Source organism: Kitasatospora sp. NPDC002543 (genome assembly GCF_053594915.1).
Genome location: NZ_JBSFWR010000002.1, coordinates 91,367 through 107,619, shown reverse-complemented (window position 1 = coordinate 107,619; position 16,253 = coordinate 91,367). Strand labels below are relative to the sequence as shown.

The 16,253-nt window shown below is 74.6% G+C and carries 16 protein-coding genes; 11 read left to right on the top strand and 5 right to left on the bottom strand.

Going from position 1 to position 16,253, the window contains the following annotated elements; translation table 11 throughout:
• Positions 1-12: 12 nt before the first annotated feature.
• A complete protein-coding gene (locus ACWD4P_RS01585) occupies positions 13-339 on the top strand; it encodes a hypothetical protein (protein ID WP_449778199.1) in 327 nt (108 codons plus the stop codon).
• A gap of 42 nt (positions 340-381) precedes the next feature.
• Here ACWD4P_RS01585 and ACWD4P_RS01580 read toward each other — a convergent pair whose 3' ends face one another.
• Positions 382-1,110 (bottom strand): ferritin-like fold-containing protein, encoded by a 729-nt coding sequence (locus ACWD4P_RS01580; protein ID WP_449778198.1) that lies wholly within the window; start codon positions 1,108-1,110, stop codon positions 382-384.
• A 690-nt stretch (positions 1,111-1,800) separates the two neighbouring features.
• Here ACWD4P_RS01580 and ACWD4P_RS01575 point away from each other — a divergent pair.
• The 5 genes from ACWD4P_RS01575 (at position 1,801) to ACWD4P_RS01555 (ending at position 7,491) form a co-directional block, all read left to right on the top strand.
• Entirely contained in the window at positions 1,801-3,906 is a 2,106-nt protein-coding gene (locus ACWD4P_RS01575; protein ID WP_449778197.1) for a DEAD/DEAH box helicase, read from the top strand.
• Positions 3,907-4,186: 280 nt separating this feature from the next.
• The gene (locus ACWD4P_RS01570) at positions 4,187-5,065 is read left to right on the top strand and encodes an alpha/beta fold hydrolase (RefSeq protein WP_449778196.1); all 879 of its coding nucleotides are present in this window, start codon (positions 4,187-4,189) and stop codon (positions 5,063-5,065) included.
• Between the two features lie 410 nt (positions 5,066-5,475).
• Positions 5,476-5,634 carry a hypothetical protein gene (locus ACWD4P_RS01565; protein WP_359828661.1) on the top strand — a complete coding sequence of 53 codons (159 nt, stop codon included), beginning with the start codon at positions 5,476-5,478 and terminating at the stop codon, positions 5,632-5,634.
• Positions 5,635-5,942: 308 nt separating this feature from the next.
• Positions 5,943-6,581 carry a DUF6758 family protein gene (locus ACWD4P_RS01560; RefSeq protein ID WP_355257481.1) on the top strand — a complete coding sequence of 213 codons (639 nt, stop codon included), beginning with the start codon at positions 5,943-5,945 and terminating at the stop codon, positions 6,579-6,581.
• Positions 6,582-6,630: 49 nt separating this feature from the next.
• Entirely contained in the window at positions 6,631-7,491 is an 861-nt protein-coding gene (locus tag ACWD4P_RS01555) for a PHP domain-containing protein (protein ID WP_359828656.1), read from the top strand.
• Between the two features lie 112 nt (positions 7,492-7,603).
• Here the strand turns inward: ACWD4P_RS01555 and ACWD4P_RS01550 are convergent, their stop codons facing one another.
• Positions 7,604-8,245: a suppressor of fused domain protein gene (locus tag ACWD4P_RS01550; protein WP_359828655.1), complete on the bottom strand. Its 642-nt coding sequence runs from the start codon at positions 8,243-8,245 to the stop codon at positions 7,604-7,606.
• 451 nt (positions 8,246-8,696) lie between these two features.
• On the opposite strand from ACWD4P_RS01550, the gene corA reads away from it, so the two are divergent.
• Positions 8,697-9,818 (top strand): magnesium/cobalt transporter CorA, encoded by a 1,122-nt coding sequence (gene corA / locus ACWD4P_RS01545; protein WP_359828654.1) that lies wholly within the window; start codon positions 8,697-8,699, stop codon positions 9,816-9,818.
• Positions 9,819-9,831: 13 nt separating this feature from the next.
• Here the strand turns inward: corA and ACWD4P_RS01540 are convergent, their stop codons facing one another.
• Positions 9,832-10,779, bottom strand: a complete 948-nt coding sequence (locus ACWD4P_RS01540) for a DMT family transporter (protein WP_449778195.1) — start codon at positions 10,777-10,779, stop codon at positions 9,832-9,834.
• Between the two features lie 149 nt (positions 10,780-10,928).
• Here ACWD4P_RS01540 and ACWD4P_RS01535 point away from each other — a divergent pair, with 149 nt between their 5' ends.
• The 4 genes from ACWD4P_RS01535 (at position 10,929) to ACWD4P_RS01520 (ending at position 14,734) form a co-directional block, all read left to right on the top strand.
• Entirely contained in the window at positions 10,929-11,468 is a 540-nt protein-coding gene (locus ACWD4P_RS01535; protein WP_449778194.1) for a hypothetical protein, read from the top strand.
• A 128-nt stretch (positions 11,469-11,596) separates the two neighbouring features.
• Complete coding sequence (locus ACWD4P_RS01530) at positions 11,597-12,892, top strand: magnesium transporter MgtE N-terminal domain-containing protein (RefSeq protein WP_359828652.1); 1,296 nt, start codon at positions 11,597-11,599, stop codon at positions 12,890-12,892.
• A 76-nt stretch (positions 12,893-12,968) separates the two neighbouring features.
• Positions 12,969-13,517 carry a DUF1003 domain-containing protein gene (locus ACWD4P_RS01525; protein WP_449778250.1) on the top strand — a complete coding sequence of 183 codons (549 nt, stop codon included), beginning with the start codon at positions 12,969-12,971 and terminating at the stop codon, positions 13,515-13,517.
• 56 nt (positions 13,518-13,573) lie between these two features.
• Positions 13,574-14,734, top strand: a complete 1,161-nt coding sequence (locus tag ACWD4P_RS01520; RefSeq protein ID WP_030061543.1) for an Mrp/NBP35 family ATP-binding protein — start codon at positions 13,574-13,576, stop codon at positions 14,732-14,734.
• A gap of 148 nt (positions 14,735-14,882) precedes the next feature.
• Here ACWD4P_RS01520 and ACWD4P_RS01515 read toward each other — a convergent pair whose 3' ends face one another.
• Positions 14,883-15,551 carry a hypothetical protein gene (locus tag ACWD4P_RS01515; RefSeq protein WP_449778193.1) on the bottom strand — a complete coding sequence of 223 codons (669 nt, stop codon included), beginning with the start codon at positions 15,549-15,551 and terminating at the stop codon, positions 14,883-14,885.
• A gap of 245 nt (positions 15,552-15,796) precedes the next feature.
• Positions 15,797-16,231 carry a sec-independent translocase gene (locus ACWD4P_RS01510; RefSeq protein ID WP_359828650.1) on the bottom strand — a complete coding sequence of 145 codons (435 nt, stop codon included), beginning with the start codon at positions 16,229-16,231 and terminating at the stop codon, positions 15,797-15,799.
• Positions 16,232-16,253: the final 22 nt, after the last annotated feature.

The following is a 16,253-nucleotide window of genomic DNA, read 5'->3' as shown; positions in this document are numbered from 1 at the left end:
CGGGAGGCAGCCTTGCTGGTCGAGTCGATCGCCTTCGCCCTCGTCGGCCTGGTCACGGGCGCCGCCGCCCTGCTGGCTCTGCCCGGGTACTTCCGGGCCGCCCCGGCCCTGACGCTCGGCACCGCGCTGGCGGCGGCCCTGGTCGGCGGGCTGGTCGCGCACTTCAGCGTGGACGGGCGCCAGCCGGCGGTGTCCGTCGCGGCCGCCGCGGTGGCCGCGGGCGTGCTCACCTCGCTGCTGGCCCGGCCGGACCTCGCCGCCGGGCGCTCCCCGGCGCACCGGCACCACCCGCACCGGCACGGCACCCACCGCGCGGCACGGCGGCACCGGGCGGCCTGAGCCCCGGGGAGCGCCCCGGGCCGGAACGGTCAGCCGGGACGGTCAGGAGGCGAGGCCGAGAACGGCCATCCGCCGGGTGTGCGCCTCGGTGATCCGGTTGAACATCTTGCCGACCTCGACCAGGTCGAAGCCCTGTACCCGGACGCCGCCGACCAGCAGGTTGGACAGCGCGTCGCGCTCGGCGACCACCCGCTGGGCCTGGCTGAGCGCCTCGCCCATCAGCCGCCGGCCCCACAGTGCGAGCCGGCCGCCGGCCCGCGGGTCGGCCTCGATCGCCTGGCGGACCTTGTCGACCGCGAACTGGGCGTGGCCGGTGTCGGACATCACGCTCAGCACCAGGTCGCGGGTGTCGTCGTCCAGCCGGACGGCCACCTCGCGGTAGAAGTCGGTCGCGATGGCGTCGCCGACGTAGGCCTTGACCAGGCCCTCCAGCCAGTCCGAGGGCGCCGTCATCCGGTGGAACAGCTCCAGCGGCTCGACGAACGGCCGCATCGCCTCCTGCGGGTCGGCGCCGATCTCGGCGAGCCGGTCGTGCAGCCGCTGGTAGTGCTGGAACTCCGCGGAGGCCATCCGGGCCAGCGCCGCCTTGTCGGCGAGGTCGGGCGCCAGCTTGGCGTCCTCGGCGAGCCGCTCGAAGGCGCTCAGCTCGCCGTACGCGAGCGCGCCGAGCAGGTCCAGCACCGCCGCCCGGTAGCCGGGGTCGGCCGAGCACGCGGCCCAGTCCCCGATCGAGCCGGCCGCCCCGTCCTGCGTCTCACCACTGGTGTCCATGACCCGCAACCTTAGTCCCGCCCCGCCGCCTGCCGCCCGGGCGCGCCCCGGTGACCGGCCGGACCGCGCGCCCCGGTGGCAGTTGCCGGGGGCAATGTCAGACGCGTCACGTGTTCGAGTCGTCGCCTGACTGTATGGTGGTACGGAGCCCGTCGTGTTCGCATGGAGTCACCGCCGTCTCGGTGCCCCGCGCGAACCCTCCGTGGCGGCGCCGTCCAACCGGACGTGTCCGCACCGGAGGCACGGGTACTCACGTACGCGGATGCCCGGTCGGAGAGCCGATCGGCTCCGACCATGGCTTGGACTTCAAGCCTTGGCACCGCATCAGTGGCCGAGCGAGGGCCGCCGAGACCACGCCCCGAGGCGGAGGTCCCGCGCAGGTCCCTCACGGGAATCCTCCCCGACGCCGCCGGCGACGCGCCCCGTACCAGGGCAGCGCGCACCGGCCGGCCGCAGGGACCGGCGCGGTTGTGCGTCCGCGCAGCTGTCATCAGGGCCGCCAGGCCCGTACGCAGCCGCGCGGCTGCCCGCCCGCCGCTCGCTCTCGGCCCCTCCGAAAACGGAAGAGGCAGCACCCTGTCCACCACCGCTGAACCCATCAAGACGACGTTCCGGGAACTGGGGATCCTCCCGGAGACCGCCGAGGCCCTCGAGTCCGTCGGCATCGTCCACCCCTTCCCCATCCAGGAGATGACCCTCCCGGTCGCGCTGACCGGCCACGACGTCATCGGCCAGGCCAAGACCGGCACCGGCAAGACCCTCGGCTTCGGCCTCCCGCTGATCGAGCGGGTCGTCGTGCGCGCCGACGTGGACGCCGGCCGGGCCACCGACGAGCAGCTCACCGACTTCCCGCAGGCGCTGATCGTCGTCCCGACCCGCGAGCTGTGCACCCAGGTCACCAACGACCTCCAGACCGCCGGCAAGGTGCGCAACGTGCGCGTCCTCGCCGTCTACGGCGGCCGGGCGTACGAGCCGCAGGTGGAGGCGCTCACCAAGGGCGTCGACATCGTGGTCGGCACCCCGGGCCGTCTGCTGGACCTCGCCGGGCAGAAGAAGCTGAACCTGTCCAGGGTCCGCTCGCTGGTCCTGGACGAGGCCGACGAGATGCTCGACCTGGGCTTCCTGCCCGACGTCGAGAAGATCATCACCATGCTGCCGGCCAAGCGGCAGACCCTGCTGTTCTCGGCCACCATGCCGGGCCAGGTCATCAGCCTCGCCCGCCGGTACATGAGCCAGCCGACCCACATCCGGGCCACCGCCCCGGACGACACCGGCACGACCGTCGCCAACATCGAGCAGCACATCTTCCGTGCGCACTCGCTCGACAAGGTCGAGATGGTCTCGCGCATCCTGCAGGCCGACGGCCGCGGGCTGGCGATGATCTTCTGCCGCACCAAGCGCACCGCCGCCGACGTCTCCGACCAGCTGACCCAGCGCGGCTTCGCGGCCGGCGCGGTCCACGGCGACCTCGGCCAGGGCGCCCGCGAGCAGGCCCTGCGGGCCTTCCGCAACGGCAAGGTCGACGTGCTGGTCTGCACCGACGTGGCGGCCCGCGGCATCGACGTCGAGGGCGTCACCCACGTCATCAACTACCAGTGCCCCGAGGACGAGAAGACCTACCTCCACCGGATCGGCCGCACCGGCCGGGCCGGAGCCTCCGGCACCGCCGTCACCCTGGTCGACTGGGACGACATCCCGCGCTGGCAGCTGATCAACAAGGCGCTGGACCTGCCGTTCAACGACCCGGAGGAGACCTACTCCACCTCGGCGCACCTGTACGAGCTGCTGAAGATCGCGCCGGGCACCAAGGGCATCCTGCCGCGCTCGGAGCGCACTCGCGCCGGGCTCAACGCGGAGGAGGTCGAGGACCTCGGCGAGACCGGTGGACGCGGTGCCCGCCCGGGCCGCGGCGGTCGCGGTGCGCGCGGCGGCCAGGGCGGCCAGGGCGGCTCCGGCCGTCCGGGCGCCGGCGCCGGTGCCAACGCGGCCGAGGCCGAGGAGCAGAAGCCGCGCCGCAACCGTGAGCGTCGCCGCACCCGCCGCGGCGCCGCGATCGGCGCCGAGGGCGAGGCCGCCGTGACCGAGGCCGCCGCCGCGGCTCCGGCCGTCGAGGGCACCGAGGGCGAGGCCGCGCCCCGCCGTCGCCGTCGCCGCTCGCGCGGCGGTGCCGGTGCCGGTGCGGCCGAGGCTGCCGCGGCGATCGAGGCGACCCCGGCCGCCGAGGCCGTCGTGGCCGAGGCCGTCGCGGTCGTCGAGGCCGCCGCGGAGGCGGTCGCCGAGGCCACCGAGGCTCCGGCCCCGGTGAAGAAGGCCACCCGCGCCCGGACCCGGAAGCCGAAGGCGGAGGCCGTCGAGGCCGCCGCCCCGGTCGCCGAGGCCGTCGTGGAGGCTCCGGTCGCCGCGGAGGCGGTCGCCGACGCCGCCGAGGCCCCCGCCCCGGCCAAGAAGGCCACCCGCGCCCGGACCCGGAAGCCGAAGGCGGAGGCCGTCGAGGCCGCCGCGGAGGCTCCGGTGACCGAGGCCACCGAGGCTCCGGCCCCGGCGAAGAAGGCCACCCGCGCCCGCAAGCCGAAGGCCGAGGCCGTCGAGGCGGCTCCGGTCGCCGAGGCCGCCGCCGACGCCGCCGAGGCCCCCGCCCCGGCCAAGAAGGCCACCCGCGCCCGCAAGCCGAAGGCCGTCGCCGAGACCGCCCCGGAGGCCCCGGCCGCCGAGGCCGCCGCCGAGGTCCCGGCTCCGCGCAAGCGCACCCGCACCCGCAAGGCCGCCGCGCCCGCGGAGACCACCCCGGAGAGCTGACACCTCCGTGTCTCCCCCGAGGGGGCGTGCCAGGCCACCCGGCCCGGCCCGCCCCCTCGGGCGTTCCCGGCCCCTGGGTCCGTCGTCCGCCCGGAGAGCGGGCGCGGCGGCGGGGTGCGCGCCCGCAGGCCGGAGGCGGGGCACCTCCCGGCCGGAGGCTGGGGGAGCCGTCGCGCACCCGGGAACGATCGGCGGGACGCCCTAAGCTCGGGGCGTCGGGGCGTCGGGGAGTCGCCGGCAGGACAGCAGGTCACCGGTGGGACAGCAGGGAGAGCCGCCCATGAGCACGCCGCCGTTTCTGACCCTGCCCGGGTGCGCCCGGGCCGAACGGGTGGTGACCGGGCGCGGGGAGTTCGCGGCGCTGCGGGCGGAGCCGGCCGGGCCGGTGCGCGGCTCGGCGCTGCTGGTACCGGGGTTCACCGGCAGCAAGGAGGACTTCATCGGGCTGCTGGAGCCGCTGGCGGCCGCCGGGTACCGGGTGACGGCCGTGGACCAGCGCGGGCAGTACCAGACCGGCGGCCCGGACGACCCGGCCGCGTACGGCGTCGAGGCGCTCGGCGCGGACGTGCGGGCGCTCACCGGGGCGCTGGCGGCCGACGGCACGCCCCTGCACCTGCTGGGGCACTCCTTCGGCGGCCAGGTGGTGCGCGAGGCGGTGCTCGCCGCGGCCGCCGGGGGCGGCCCGCTGCCCTGGCGGTCGCTGACCCTGATGTCCACCGGCCCGGGCGCGATCGACCCGGCGGAGGCGGCCCGCACCCGGCTGCTGCTGGACGCCCTGCGGGGCATGGACCTGGAGCAGATCTGGCAGGTCATGCGGCAGCTGGAGGCGGAGAGCGGGAGACCGCGGCCGAGCCTGGAGCCGGCCGTCGCGGAGTTCCTGCACCGCCGCTGGCTGGCCAACGTGCCGCGGGCGCTGTCCGTCACCGGCGGTCACCTGGTGGCCGCGCCGGACCGGGTGGCGGAGCTGGCCGACGCCGCCTCCGGGCTGCCGATGCTGGTGCTGTCCGGGGTGCGGGACTACGCCTGGCCGGTTCCGGAGCAGACCGCGATGGCCGAGCGTCTGGGCGCCCGCCGGGTGCTGGTGGCGGACGCCGGCCACTCCCCCAACGCCGAGCGGCCGGCCGCCACGGCCGAGGCGCTGACCGCGTTCTGGGCCTGAGACCGGACCGCACGGACGCGCGTCGCCCCGGCCCGGTTCCCCCGGCCCGCCGAAAGTGGTCTGTACCACTTCTCCAATTTCGATCAGCTTCACCACAGGACAAAAGTCGTTAGTTACGGTAATCTTTGATTCTGTCCGGGAATCATCGCCGGCCTTCCGCTCGGCACCCTCACCCGAAACCCGGACTTCACGGACGGGCAACGGCCCGGAAGCATCGCCACGTCACCGTGGCTCACGAGGCACTGGACGCACCAGGCAAGCAAGGGGGGCCCTTGCCGCAGCAGACCGCCCCATCCGCGACCACGACCCGCCCGGTCCGGCCTCACCGCCGGATCCGCAGGACCCCGAAAGGGCTGATACCGACTCAGCCGCGACCGCCCCGCCCCGCGGGGCCAGGAAAGGAGACGCCCATGACGAAGACCATGCGCTTCGAGATCGTCCGACTCGACGATGCCAACGGCTCCGCCGCCGACCGCCTGATCGCCGACGCCGCCACCGTGCGCGAGGTCGTCGACGCCGCCGCCCGCACCGGCGAGCGCCTGCTCATCCGTCCGTGCCCGACCGTCTGACCAGGCGCGGCGACTCCGGGCACGAGCCCGCACCCGCCGCCGACGAACCGGGGGCGTCCGATCCGGACGTTCCGATACCCGACTGACGCCCCGTCACCGCATTCGCCGATGACGGGGCGTCAGTGTTTCCGGGGTCGGGTCCCCGGACGTTTGCCACCGCCCGGGACGGGACATCCCCCAACGGGAACCGCCCGCGCCGCGCCCACCCAGCGCCGGTTCGGGCGCCCGCCACCGACAGGTGCCGCCGAGCCCTCCGTACGGGTGATCGTCCTTGACGCGGCGGTCCGGAGGGAGGAGCGTTGACGGCTATGAGGGGCGAGCCAAGCTGCCCGAGGTGCGCCGGTCGGGTCCGCGCCCCCGGTCTGTTCTCAGACACCTGGCAGTGCGACCGGCACGGAGCCGTGCACCCGATGCAGCCCGTACTGCCGCCGAGCGTGGAGGCCCTCGGCGTCGCCGTCGCCCGCTCCCAGGTCCCGGTCTGGCTGCCCTGGCCGCTGCCGGTCGGCTGGCTCTACACCGGCATCGCCCACGTCGGCGACGACGTCTCGGGCGCCCGGGCCACCGCCGTCGCCTGCTCGGGGCCGGCCCCGCTCGGCGGCTTCGGCGAGCTGGTGCTCGTCGCCGAGGAACTGGGGGTCGGTCTCGGCGCCCGGTACGCCGGACTGCCCGGCCCCGACCCGGGCGACTCCGTCGGCCTCTACAAGCCCGCCGACGCCAAGCTGATGGCCGCCGGTCGGCCCACCCCGATGTTCCACGTCCCGGACGCCCCGGCCGACCGCGCGGTGTTCGTCGGCGAGGCCCGCGGGCTCTGGCTCTGGGCCGTCGCCTGGCCCGAGCAGTCCGCCCTGGTCATGTACGACGAACTGGTGCTCACCGACCTGCGCGAGGCCGGCGCCGAACTGGATCTGCTCCCCTGCGGGGCGCTCTCCCCCCGGCTGCTCGGCTGACCGCCGGCCTATCCTGGGCCGCACCCACGAGCACCCGGGAGCCAGATCCGTGCGCATCGACCTGCACGCCCACAGCAACGCCTCCGACGGCACCGACAGCCCGGCCGAGCTGGTCGCGGCGGCCGCCGCCGCGGGCCTCGACGTGGTGGCGCTGACCGACCACGACACCGTGGCCGGCCACGCCGAGGCCGCCGGGGCGGTGCGCGCCCTGCCCGCGGGCACCCGGCTGACCGTCGTGCCCGGCGCCGAGCTGTCCTGCGCCGTGGACGGCATCAGCATGCACCTGCTGGCGTACCTGTTCGACCCCGAGGAGCCGGAGTTCGCCCGCGAGCGGGACCTGGTGCGCACCGACCGGTTCCGGCGCGGGCGGGCGATCGTGGAACGTTGCCGGGAGCTCGGCGCGGACATCAGCTGGGAGCAGGTGCGGCGGATCGCCGGGGCCGGCTCGGTCGGCCGGCCGCACATCGCCAGCGCGCTGGTCGAGGCGGGCGTGGTGGCCACCGTCTCGGACGCCTTCACCGCCGACTGGCTGGCCAACGGCGGGCGGGCGGACGTCCGCAAGCACGAGACCGACCCGGTCGTGGCGGTGCGGCTGGTGCGGGCGGCCGGCGGGGTGCCGGTGTTCGCCCACCCGGGCGCCGTCAAGCGCGGCCGGACGGTCTCCGACCAGGTGATCGCCGACCTCGCGGCGGCCGGGCTGGCCGGGCTGGAGGTCGACCACACCGACCACGACGAGGAGACCAGGGTGCGGCTGCGCGGCCTGGCCGGCGAGCTCGGCCTGCTGGTCACCGGCTCCAGCGACTACCACGGCAGCCGCAAGACGGTGCGGCTCGGCGAGCACACCACCGACCCGGAGGTGTACGGGGCGCTGCTCGCGCAGGCCACCGGCGCGCGGCCGATCGAGCGCTGAGCGGACGCGGACCGCGAACCAGCGAACCGCGGACCAGGGGACTCAGCGTCCCCTGGTCCCGATCCCGACGCCGACGCAGCCGCGCACCCGGCCCGCCCGACCGGGCGCCGGTTCAGTCCAGCCGGACGCCGCGCCGGTCCGGGTCGCGCAGGTCGGCGCCCTGGTCGAGCCAGCGCTCCTGGAGCGCGGCCGCGCCGTGCACCCGCTTCCAGCCCGCCTCGTTGGGCGTCATCGGCAGCAGCGGCAGGAAGCGGACCGGGTCGGCCGGGTCGGCCAGTTCCAGGTCCTCGACCAGGCCGCCCGGTTCGGCCGCGAGCACCGAGGTGAAGGGGGCGCCGTCCCATAGCGGGGAGCCGAGGTCCAGCGAGCCGCCCGGGGCCAGCACCAGGCCCTCGACCTGCGGGGTGGCGGCGAAGGTGGCCAGGGTGCGCAGCACGCTGTCGTGCCCGCCCCGGACGGTCAGCACCAGTTCGACGCGTGGGCCGCGCAGTTGGTCGGCGACCGGCGCGGTCGGGTCGGCCATCGGCGCGGCGGACATGCCGAGCGTCGCGTACCGCACCAGGCCCTCGGCGTCCGGGCCGAAGCGCAGCACCTCGATCCGGTCGGCACCGAGGAAGGTGACCGCGGCGCGGCCGCTCGGCTCGCCGAAGGTGGAGATCAGCCGGGCCTCGACGGCGGCCAGCACCGCCTCCCGGGAGAGCTCCGGGGAGCTGCCGCCGTGGGGGTCGCCGAAGAGCGGGAAGTCGTGCGCCATGCCGGTGAGCGTAACCCCCCGGGGTTCGCGGGCCGCGTGCGGGCGGGCCGAGCAGGCCCCGGGTAGGGGCCGTACAAGGATCCCGTAAAGCCTTCGGAAACCTCCGGGAACCCCTCGGGCTCGACGCCCGGTCAGATGTTAGGGTGAGCGACTGGCCACCGGGATCGTTTCGTCCCGGGGCGGCGGCGCGAAGGAGGTGGTTGCGGTGGATACCGGCCGACCATGCAGTACCGGCAGCTCTGCCCGGCCCCGACTTCCCCGTACCCCGCGCCCCGCAGGCCCAACCGGCTGAATCAGCCGCGGTAGCCCCGGGCGCAGGCCCCACGGCGGACGGACCGGCCGGGAGAGCACTTTCATCCCCCGTTTCACCGGTGTTCTCCGCCGTCGTACCGCGGCCGAACGTTCTTCCTCCGTGCCGCCGCGCGACGGTTCCTGCCTCTGGGAGCCTGCCATGTCGATGATCAACAGCCTGCGCGCCGCCGTCCGCACCAACCGCCGCCGCGGTGCGGCCGGTGTCTACGACGCCCTGCCCGAGGACGCCGGTTCGGCGGTCGTGGACTGCGCGGTCTACCAGCACGGCAAGCGCAGGGGCGAGACGTGCAGCCCGCGCGAGGCCGCCCGCCGGGTCAAGGCCGCCCACCAACTCCCCGAGGGCGAGGGCTCGTTCAGCTGGATCGGGCTGCACGAGCCGACCGAGGCCGAGTTCGAGGGGATCGCCCAGCGCTTCGGCCTGCACCCGCTCGCGGTCGAGGACGCGGTGCACGCGCACCAGCGGCCCAAGGTCGAGCGCTACGACGACGTGCTGTTCGCCGTCTTCAAGACCATCCGCTACGTCGAGCACGACCAGCTCACGCCCACCAGCGAGGTGGTGGAGACGGGCGAGCTGATGGTCTTCGCCGGCCGGGACTTCGTGATCACCGTCCGGCACGGCGGCCACGGCTCGCTGCAGGAGCTGCGCCACCGGCTGGAGGCCGACGCGGACGAGGCGGGGCTGCTCGCCAAGGGCCCGGCGGCGGTGCTGCACGCGATCGCCGACCACGTGGTGGACAACTACCTGCTGGTCGCCGAGCGGCTCCAGAACGACGTGGACGAGATCGAGTACGGCGTCTTCTCGGCCAAGGGCGGGCGCAGCGCCGACGTCGGACGGGTCTACCAACTCAAGCGCGAGGTCCTGGAGTTCAAGCGTGCCGTGGTGCCGCTGCTGCGTCCGATGCAGCAGCTGTCCGAGCCGCTCCAGCGGCTGGTCGACCCGGACATCCAGAAGTACTTCCGGGACGTCGCCGACCACCTGGCCCGGGTCGCCGAGCAGGTGCACGGCTTCGACGAGCTGCTGAACTCGCTGCTGCAGGCGAACCTGGCGCAGGTCTCGGTGGCGCAGAACGAGGACATGCGCAAGATCACCGCCTGGGCGGCGATCTTCGCGGTGCCCACCATGATCACCGGCGTCTACGGCATGAACTTCGAATACATGCCGGAGCTGCACCACAAGTACGGCTATCCGACGGTGCTCGGCGCGATCGTGCTGATCTGCTTCGGGATGTACCGGGGCTTCCGCCGCAACGGCTGGCTCTGACGGCCGCCCGCGCTCAGCGCCGTCCGCCGCGGGCGACCAGGACCAGGCCGAGCAGGATCAGCACCACCGCCGGGTAGGCGGCCGCCGGCGGCCACTGGCCCAGCCAGAGGGCGGCGATCAGCGCCGCGCCCGGGGTCTCCAGCAGGATCGCGGTGGAGGTGATCGACGGCCCGAGGCTGCGCACCACCCGGTTGCTCAGCGAGTGGCCGAGCAGCTGGGCGGCGACCATCAGCAGCACGATCTGCCACCACACCCCGGCCGGCCACCCGGCCAGCGGCGTTCCGGCGGCCAGGCAGATCCCCAGCAGCACCACCGCCGTGGTGGCGTAGCAGACCAGGGTGTACGCGGTGGTGCTGACGGTCCTGCGGACCTCGGCGCCCAGCAGCATGTACCCGGCCGCGGCCAGTCCGGCGGCGAGCGCGAGCGCGTCGCCGAGCAGCGCGCGCGGGGAGAGTGAGAGGTCCACGCCGGTGAGCACCAGCACGCCGGCGAAGGCGACGACCGTGCCGAGCCAGACCGTCCGCGGCGCCCGGACGCCCATCAGCCGCATCAGCAGGATGGTCCACAGCGGGGTGGTGGTGACCAGCGCGGTGGCCGAGGCCACCGAGGTCATCCGCAGGCTGGGCATCCAGAGCGCGAAGTGCACGGCGAGCAGCGTCCCGGCGGCCACCGCGAGCAGCAGCGCCCGCCGGCCGATCCCGCGCAGCTCGGCGCGGTGGCGCAGCAGCGCGTACGGGCCGAGGACGCCGACCGACATGACGTTGCGCCAGAGGGCGATCGCCAGCGCGGGCGCGGCGGTGGCGCTGATCAGCGGGCCGGACAGCGAGATGCCGCCGATCGAGACGGCGAGCAGCAGCAGGTCGAGGGTGGGGAGCGGGTGCGCCGGGCCGGGGCCGGCGGTCGCGGAGGGGGCGGTCGCGGGGGCGCCGGAGGGGGCGGTCGCGGGCCGGGCGGCGGGCACGGCGCTCCTTGCTGGTCGCGGGGGCGGGGCGGTCGTACGGGCGTGGCCGTACGGGGGCGGTCATACGGTAAGGCCCGTGGCGGCGCAATGGAACTGTCGCCCGGAAGCTGAGACACCCGGCCGGCGGCGGAAGCCGTACGCTGTCGGCCATGGACCGTACGCCCGCCGCCGCGACCGCCGACGACTTCCTCGACCAGGCCCTGCTGGAGGAGGCCGCGAAGAAGTCCGGTCTGCTCTGGGTGCGCGCGGACGGGCAGGAGCACGCCCGGCCGCTGTGGCACGCCTGGCACGACGGCGCGGTCGTCGTGGTCGGCGGAGGCGCCGAGCAGCCGCTGCACGGCCTGGAGCCCGGCACCGGGGCCGTGGTCACCGTCCGCAGCAAGGACAAGGGCGGCCGGCTGACCGGCTGGAACGCCCGGGTGGTCGAACTCGCCCCGGACGGCGAGGCCTGGCTGGGCGCCGTCGAGGAACTCAAGGGCAAGCGGCTGAACGCGCCCGACACCGACGCCATCACCGTCCGCTGGGCCCGCGAGTGCCGGGTGCTGCGGCTGGAGCCGGCCGGCCCGCTCACCGAGCACCCCGGGGCGATGCCGGACGGCTCGCACGCCGCGCAGCCGATGCCCACCCCGGCCACCACCCGGCTGCCGATCCCGGCCGGCCTGCCCAAACTGCTGTTCAAGCGCCGTTAAAGGTTCATGCCCAGGACTCGTCCGGCCGCTACCGTGCCTCCCGGCCGGGCCCGGAACACGCGGGTAGCCTTGGCCGCGAGTGCGCCCCCGGCGCATCCGGTACGGCGTCGAGCGAGTCGAGGGAGTCCATGGCAGGGCCAGGTACCCGGGTCTTCATCTCCCATCTGTCCGCCATCGCGGTCTTCGACCCGAACGGCGACCAGGTCGGGCGGGTCCGGGACGTGGTCGTGTCGCTGCGGCTCGGCGGCCGCCCGCCGCGCGTGCTCGGCCTGGTGGTCGAGGTGGTCGGCCGGCGCCGGATCTTCCTGCCGATGACCCGGGTGACCAGCCTGGAGTCCGGCCAGGTGCTCACCACCGGCGTGATCAACCTGCGCCGCTTCGAGCAGCGCCCGTCCGAGACCCTGGTGCTCGCCGAGCTGCTGGACCGCACCGTCACCTGGTCCAAGACCGGTGAGGAGGTCACCGTGCTGGACGTCGGCATGGTGCAGACCCGGCTGCGCGAATGGGAGGTCAGCAAGGTCTTCGTCCAGGTCGGCCGGGCCGGCCGGCTGCGCAAGGGCCGGGGCGAGCGGCTCACCCTCGACTGGCAGGACGTCACCGGCTTCTCGCTCCCCGAGCAGGACCAGGGCGCGGCCAACCTGCTCGCCACCTTCGAGCAGCTGCGCCCCGCCGACCTCGCCAGCGTGCTGCACCACCTGTCCGCCAAGCGCCGGGCCGAGGTGGCCGCCGCCCTGGACGACGAGCGGCTGGCCGACGTCCTGGAGGAGCTGCCCGAGGACGACCAGGTCGAGATCATCGGCAAGCTCCAGGAGGAGCGCGCCGCCGACGTCCTGGAGGCGATGGACCCGGACGACGCCGCCGACCTGCTCTCCGAGCTGCCCGGCGACGAGGCCGAGCGGCTGCTCCAGCTGATGGAGCCGGACGAGGCCGCGCCGGTGCGCCGCCTGCTGACGTACGAGGAGGACACCGCCGGCGGTCTGATGACCACCGAGCCGATCGTGCTGGAGCCGGACGCGACGGTCGCCGAGGCGCTGGCCCGGGTCCGGGTCAGCGACCACAAGCCCGCGCTGGCCGCGCAGGTCTTCGTCTGCCGCCCGCCGAACGAGACCCCGACCGGCCGCTACCTGGGCACCGTGCACTTCCAGCGGCTGCTGCGCGAGCCCCCGTACGTCCTGGTCGGCTCGCTGGTGGACGACGACCTGGACCCGCTGCCGCCGGACACCCCGCTGTCGCTGATCACCAGCTACCTGGCGACCTACAACCTGGTCGCCGCCCCGGTCGTGGACGAGGCGGACCACCTGCTCGGCGCGGTGACCGTCGACGACGTGCTCGACCACCTGCTGCCGGAGGACTGGCGCGACGCCGCGCCGCACCCGGACGACGTCCACCAGGACGAGAGGGAGGGAGTGACCGGTGGACGGTGACCGCAACGGACGGCCGGACGACTCCGCACGCCGGCGCCTCCAGGGCGAACTGCGCCGGCTGCGGCAGCTGCGCGAGCTGCGCACCCGCGAGGGCGCCCGGGACCGGCGCGCGGAGACCGCGCCGATCACCGGCACCGGCCGCACCCGGCTCGACCAGCCGCGCACCGCGCGCCCCGGTCTGCTCTCGCTGCCCTCCTACGACCCGGAGGCCTTCGGCGTCCTGTCCGAGCGGATCGCCCGCTTCCTCGGCACCGGTCGGTTCATCGTCTGGATGACGGTCGTGGTCGTCGTCTGGATAGCGTGGAACACCCTGCTGCCGACGAGCGTGCGCTTCGACGAGTACCCGTTCATCTTCCTGACCCTGGCGCTGTCCCTGCAGGCCTCGTACGCGGCCCCGCTGATCCTGCTGGCGCAGAACCGCCAGGACAACCGGGACCGGGTCAACATGGAGCAGGACCGGGCCCGCAGCGACCGCAACATCGCCGACACCGAGTACCTGACCCGCGAGGTCGCGGCCCTGCGGCACGGGCTCGGCGAGGTCGCCACCCGGGACTTCATCCGATCCGAACTCCAGTCCCTGCTCAAGGAGATCGACGAGCGCCGGGACACCCCCGAACCGCTGTGACCCGCGGCACGCTACCGACCGGTTAAGGACCCCGCCGAGCGCCGTACCATCAAGGCATGGCCAACGAGACAGAGGTCGCGGCCGGCGTCACGGAGGAGTCCGTACGCCAGGCGCTGGCGACCGTCAACGACCCGGAGATCAACCGTCCGATCACCGAGATCGGCATGGTGAAATCCGTCGAGATCGCCGAGGGCGGCGCGGTGCGCGTCGCGGTCTACCTGACGGTCTCCGGCTGCCCGATGCGCGACACCATCGTCACCCGGGTGCGCGAGGCGGTCGGGAAGGTCCCCGGTGTGACCGGCGTCGAGGTCGAGCTCGACGTGATGAGCGACGAGCAGCGCAAGGAGCTGTCCCAGCTGCTGCGCGGCGGCGCCCCCGAGCGGGAGATCCCGTTCGCCAAGCCAGGCACGCTGACCCGGGTCTACGCCGTCGCGTCCGGCAAGGGCGGTGTCGGCAAGTCCTCGGTGACCGTCAACCTGGCGGCCGCGATGGCCGCCGACGGGCTGAAGGTCGCCGTGGTGGACGCCGACATCTACGGCCACAGCGTGCCGCGCATGCTCGGCGTCGAGGGCCGGCCGACCCAGGTCCAGGACATGATCATGCCGCCGCAGGCGAACGGCGTGAAGGTCATCTCGATCGGCATGTTCACCCCGGGCAACGCCCCGGTGGTCTGGCGCGGCCCGATGCTGCACCGCGCGCTCCAGCAGTTCCTCGCCGACGTCTACTGGGGCGACCTGGACGTGCTGCTGCTGGACCTGCCGCCCGGCACCGGCGACATCGCGATCTCGGTGGCCCAGCTGGTCCCCAACGCGGAGATCCTGATCGTCACCACCCCGCAGATGGCCGCCGCCGAGGTGGCCGAGCGGGCCGGCACCATCGCGGTGCAGACCCACCAGAAGATCGTCGGCGTGATCGAGAACATGTCCGGCATGCCGTGCCCGCACTGCGACGAGATGATCGACGTCTTCGGCACCGGCGGCGGCCAGACCGTCGCGGACGCGCTCACCCGCACCGTCGGGGCGACCGTCCCGGTGCTCGGCTCGATCCCGATCGACGTGCGGCTGCGCGAGGGCGGCGACGACGGCCGCCCGGTCGTGCTCGCCGCGCCCGACTCCCCGGCCGGCGCCGCCCTGCGCGCGGTGGCCGGCAAGCTCGGCGGCCGCCAGCGCGGACTGTCCGGGATGTCGCTGGGTCTGACGCCCAAGAACAAGTTCTGATCCGGCGACCCGCCGGTCCGCGGGCGGACTCCCCCTCGACCCGCTGACCGGCGGGCACACCGCCGGCGCCGGTCGGCCTCGCAGGACCCGCGGACGGCCCGGAGACGGCCTGGGAAGAACGTTGCCCGGGCCGTCTCTCCGGGCCGTCCTACGGCCGGGTGTAGGCGGCCAGGTCCGGGACGGTGGAGAAGCCGATGCCGTAGGCGCTGACCCCGCGCCCGTAGGCGCCGAGCAGGACCCCGGGGGCCTCGCCGGCCAGCACCCAGCCGTACTCGGACTCGCGGTAGCGGAAGGGCTGCGGCAGGCCGTTGACCGGCAGGCTGAGGGTGGACCAGCCGGGGCCGGCCAGATCGTCGGCGAGGTCCCAGGCCAGGCTGCTCTGCTGGTCCATCCAGTCCTGGCGCAGCGCCCGGTCCAGCTGCCCGGGCCAGGTCGCGGCGAGCAGGCCGGAGCCGGCCAGCCACGCGGCGGAGGAGGCGGAGGTCGCCTCCAGGGTGCCGGTGTTGTCGGCGCTGCGGCGGCTGTCCCGGCGGGCCACGGTGACCACGACGGCGAACTTCCGTACGTCGCGCGGCTCGTACTGCTTGGCCGGCTCCTCGCCGTGGCCGAGCGAGCCGTAGTCCACGCTGCCCGCGGTGCGGGGGCCGGCGCCGGCCTGCACCAGGAAGCGGCGGCCGGTCCAGCCCTCGTCCAGCCCGTACCAGGGGAAGTCGGCGGACAGGTAGGGCACCAGCGGATCCGCCGGGCCGGCCTGCCCGCCGACCACCGGGGCTCCGGCCGTGGCCGTCGCCCCTCCCGCCTGACTCGTCGCGTCCATCCCCGGGCCTCCTCAAACACACGTTTGCCTGCCGTGGCGCGCTCCCATGGTGGCGTACCTCGGCGCTCCCCGGGGCCGTTCCTGGTCCGCGACGGGGCGCGGTGTGACGGACGGCTCAGCGAGAACAATCAGCACAATAGCGGCGCACACGCCGCCGCCCCGCTCAGCCGGGTGGCCGGGCGGGGCGGTGGCGCGGAGCCGGGGCGCCGTACGGGGCGCGGATCAGGTGGCGTACGGGGCGCGGATCAGGTGGCGTCGGGGTCGAACGGGGGCCGCTCGCCGGGTGCCAGCGGGGCACCGGCGGAGGCCGGGGCCGGCGCCGACTTCTCGAAGCTGACGCTGCCGCTGCGGCCGTTGACGGGCGCCGCGGGCTTGTCGTCCAGGACGGAGCGGATGTCCAGCGAGTCCTTCATCTCCTTGAGGCCCAGCGGGTCCTCCTGGCCGCCCATGAGCTGCTTGCGCACGAAGGTCTTGGGGTTCAGGTCCTCGAACTCGAAGTCCTGGAAGTCGGGGCCCAGCTCGCTGCGGATGTCCTCCTTCGCGGTGTCGGCGAAGGAGCGGACCTTCCGGATGAAGCCCATGGTGTCCTGGATCAGCTTCGGCAGCTTGTCCGGGCCGAAGATGATGATCGCCATCACCACGAGCGTGAGGAGCTCCAGCCCACCTACGTCGCTGAACACCTTTGCTCCCTAGCTCGTCGGA

What these genes read in the sequence shown, in the direction of transcription:
- ACWD4P_RS01515 (WP_449778193.1), bottom strand. Translation starts at nt 15,551, where the DNA reads ATGGACGCGACGAGTCAGGCGGGAGGGGCGACGGCCACGGCCGGAGCC.
- ACWD4P_RS01575 (WP_449778197.1), top strand. Translation starts at nt 1,801, where the DNA reads ATGACCCTCCCGGTCGCGCTGACCGGCCACGACGTCATCGGCCAGGCC.
- corA (WP_359828654.1), top strand. Translation starts at nt 8,697, where the DNA reads ATGTCGATGATCAACAGCCTGCGCGCCGCCGTCCGCACCAACCGCCGC.
- ACWD4P_RS01530 (WP_359828652.1), top strand. Translation starts at nt 11,597, where the DNA reads ATGGCAGGGCCAGGTACCCGGGTCTTCATCTCCCATCTGTCCGCCATC.
- ACWD4P_RS01520 (WP_030061543.1), top strand. Translation starts at nt 13,574, where the DNA reads ATGGCCAACGAGACAGAGGTCGCGGCCGGCGTCACGGAGGAGTCCGTA.
- ACWD4P_RS01535 (WP_449778194.1), top strand. Translation starts at nt 10,929, where the DNA reads ATGGACCGTACGCCCGCCGCCGCGACCGCCGACGACTTCCTCGACCAG.
- ACWD4P_RS01565 (WP_359828661.1), top strand. Translation starts at nt 5,476, where the DNA reads ATGACGAAGACCATGCGCTTCGAGATCGTCCGACTCGACGATGCCAAC.
- ACWD4P_RS01570 (WP_449778196.1), top strand. Translation starts at nt 4,187, where the DNA reads ATGAGCACGCCGCCGTTTCTGACCCTGCCCGGGTGCGCCCGGGCCGAA.
- ACWD4P_RS01560 (WP_355257481.1), top strand. Translation starts at nt 5,943, where the DNA reads ATGAGGGGCGAGCCAAGCTGCCCGAGGTGCGCCGGTCGGGTCCGCGCC.
- ACWD4P_RS01550 (WP_359828655.1), bottom strand. Translation starts at nt 8,245, where the DNA reads ATGGCGCACGACTTCCCGCTCTTCGGCGACCCCCACGGCGGCAGCTCC.
- ACWD4P_RS01580 (WP_449778198.1), bottom strand. Translation starts at nt 1,110, where the DNA reads ATGGACACCAGTGGTGAGACGCAGGACGGGGCGGCCGGCTCGATCGGG.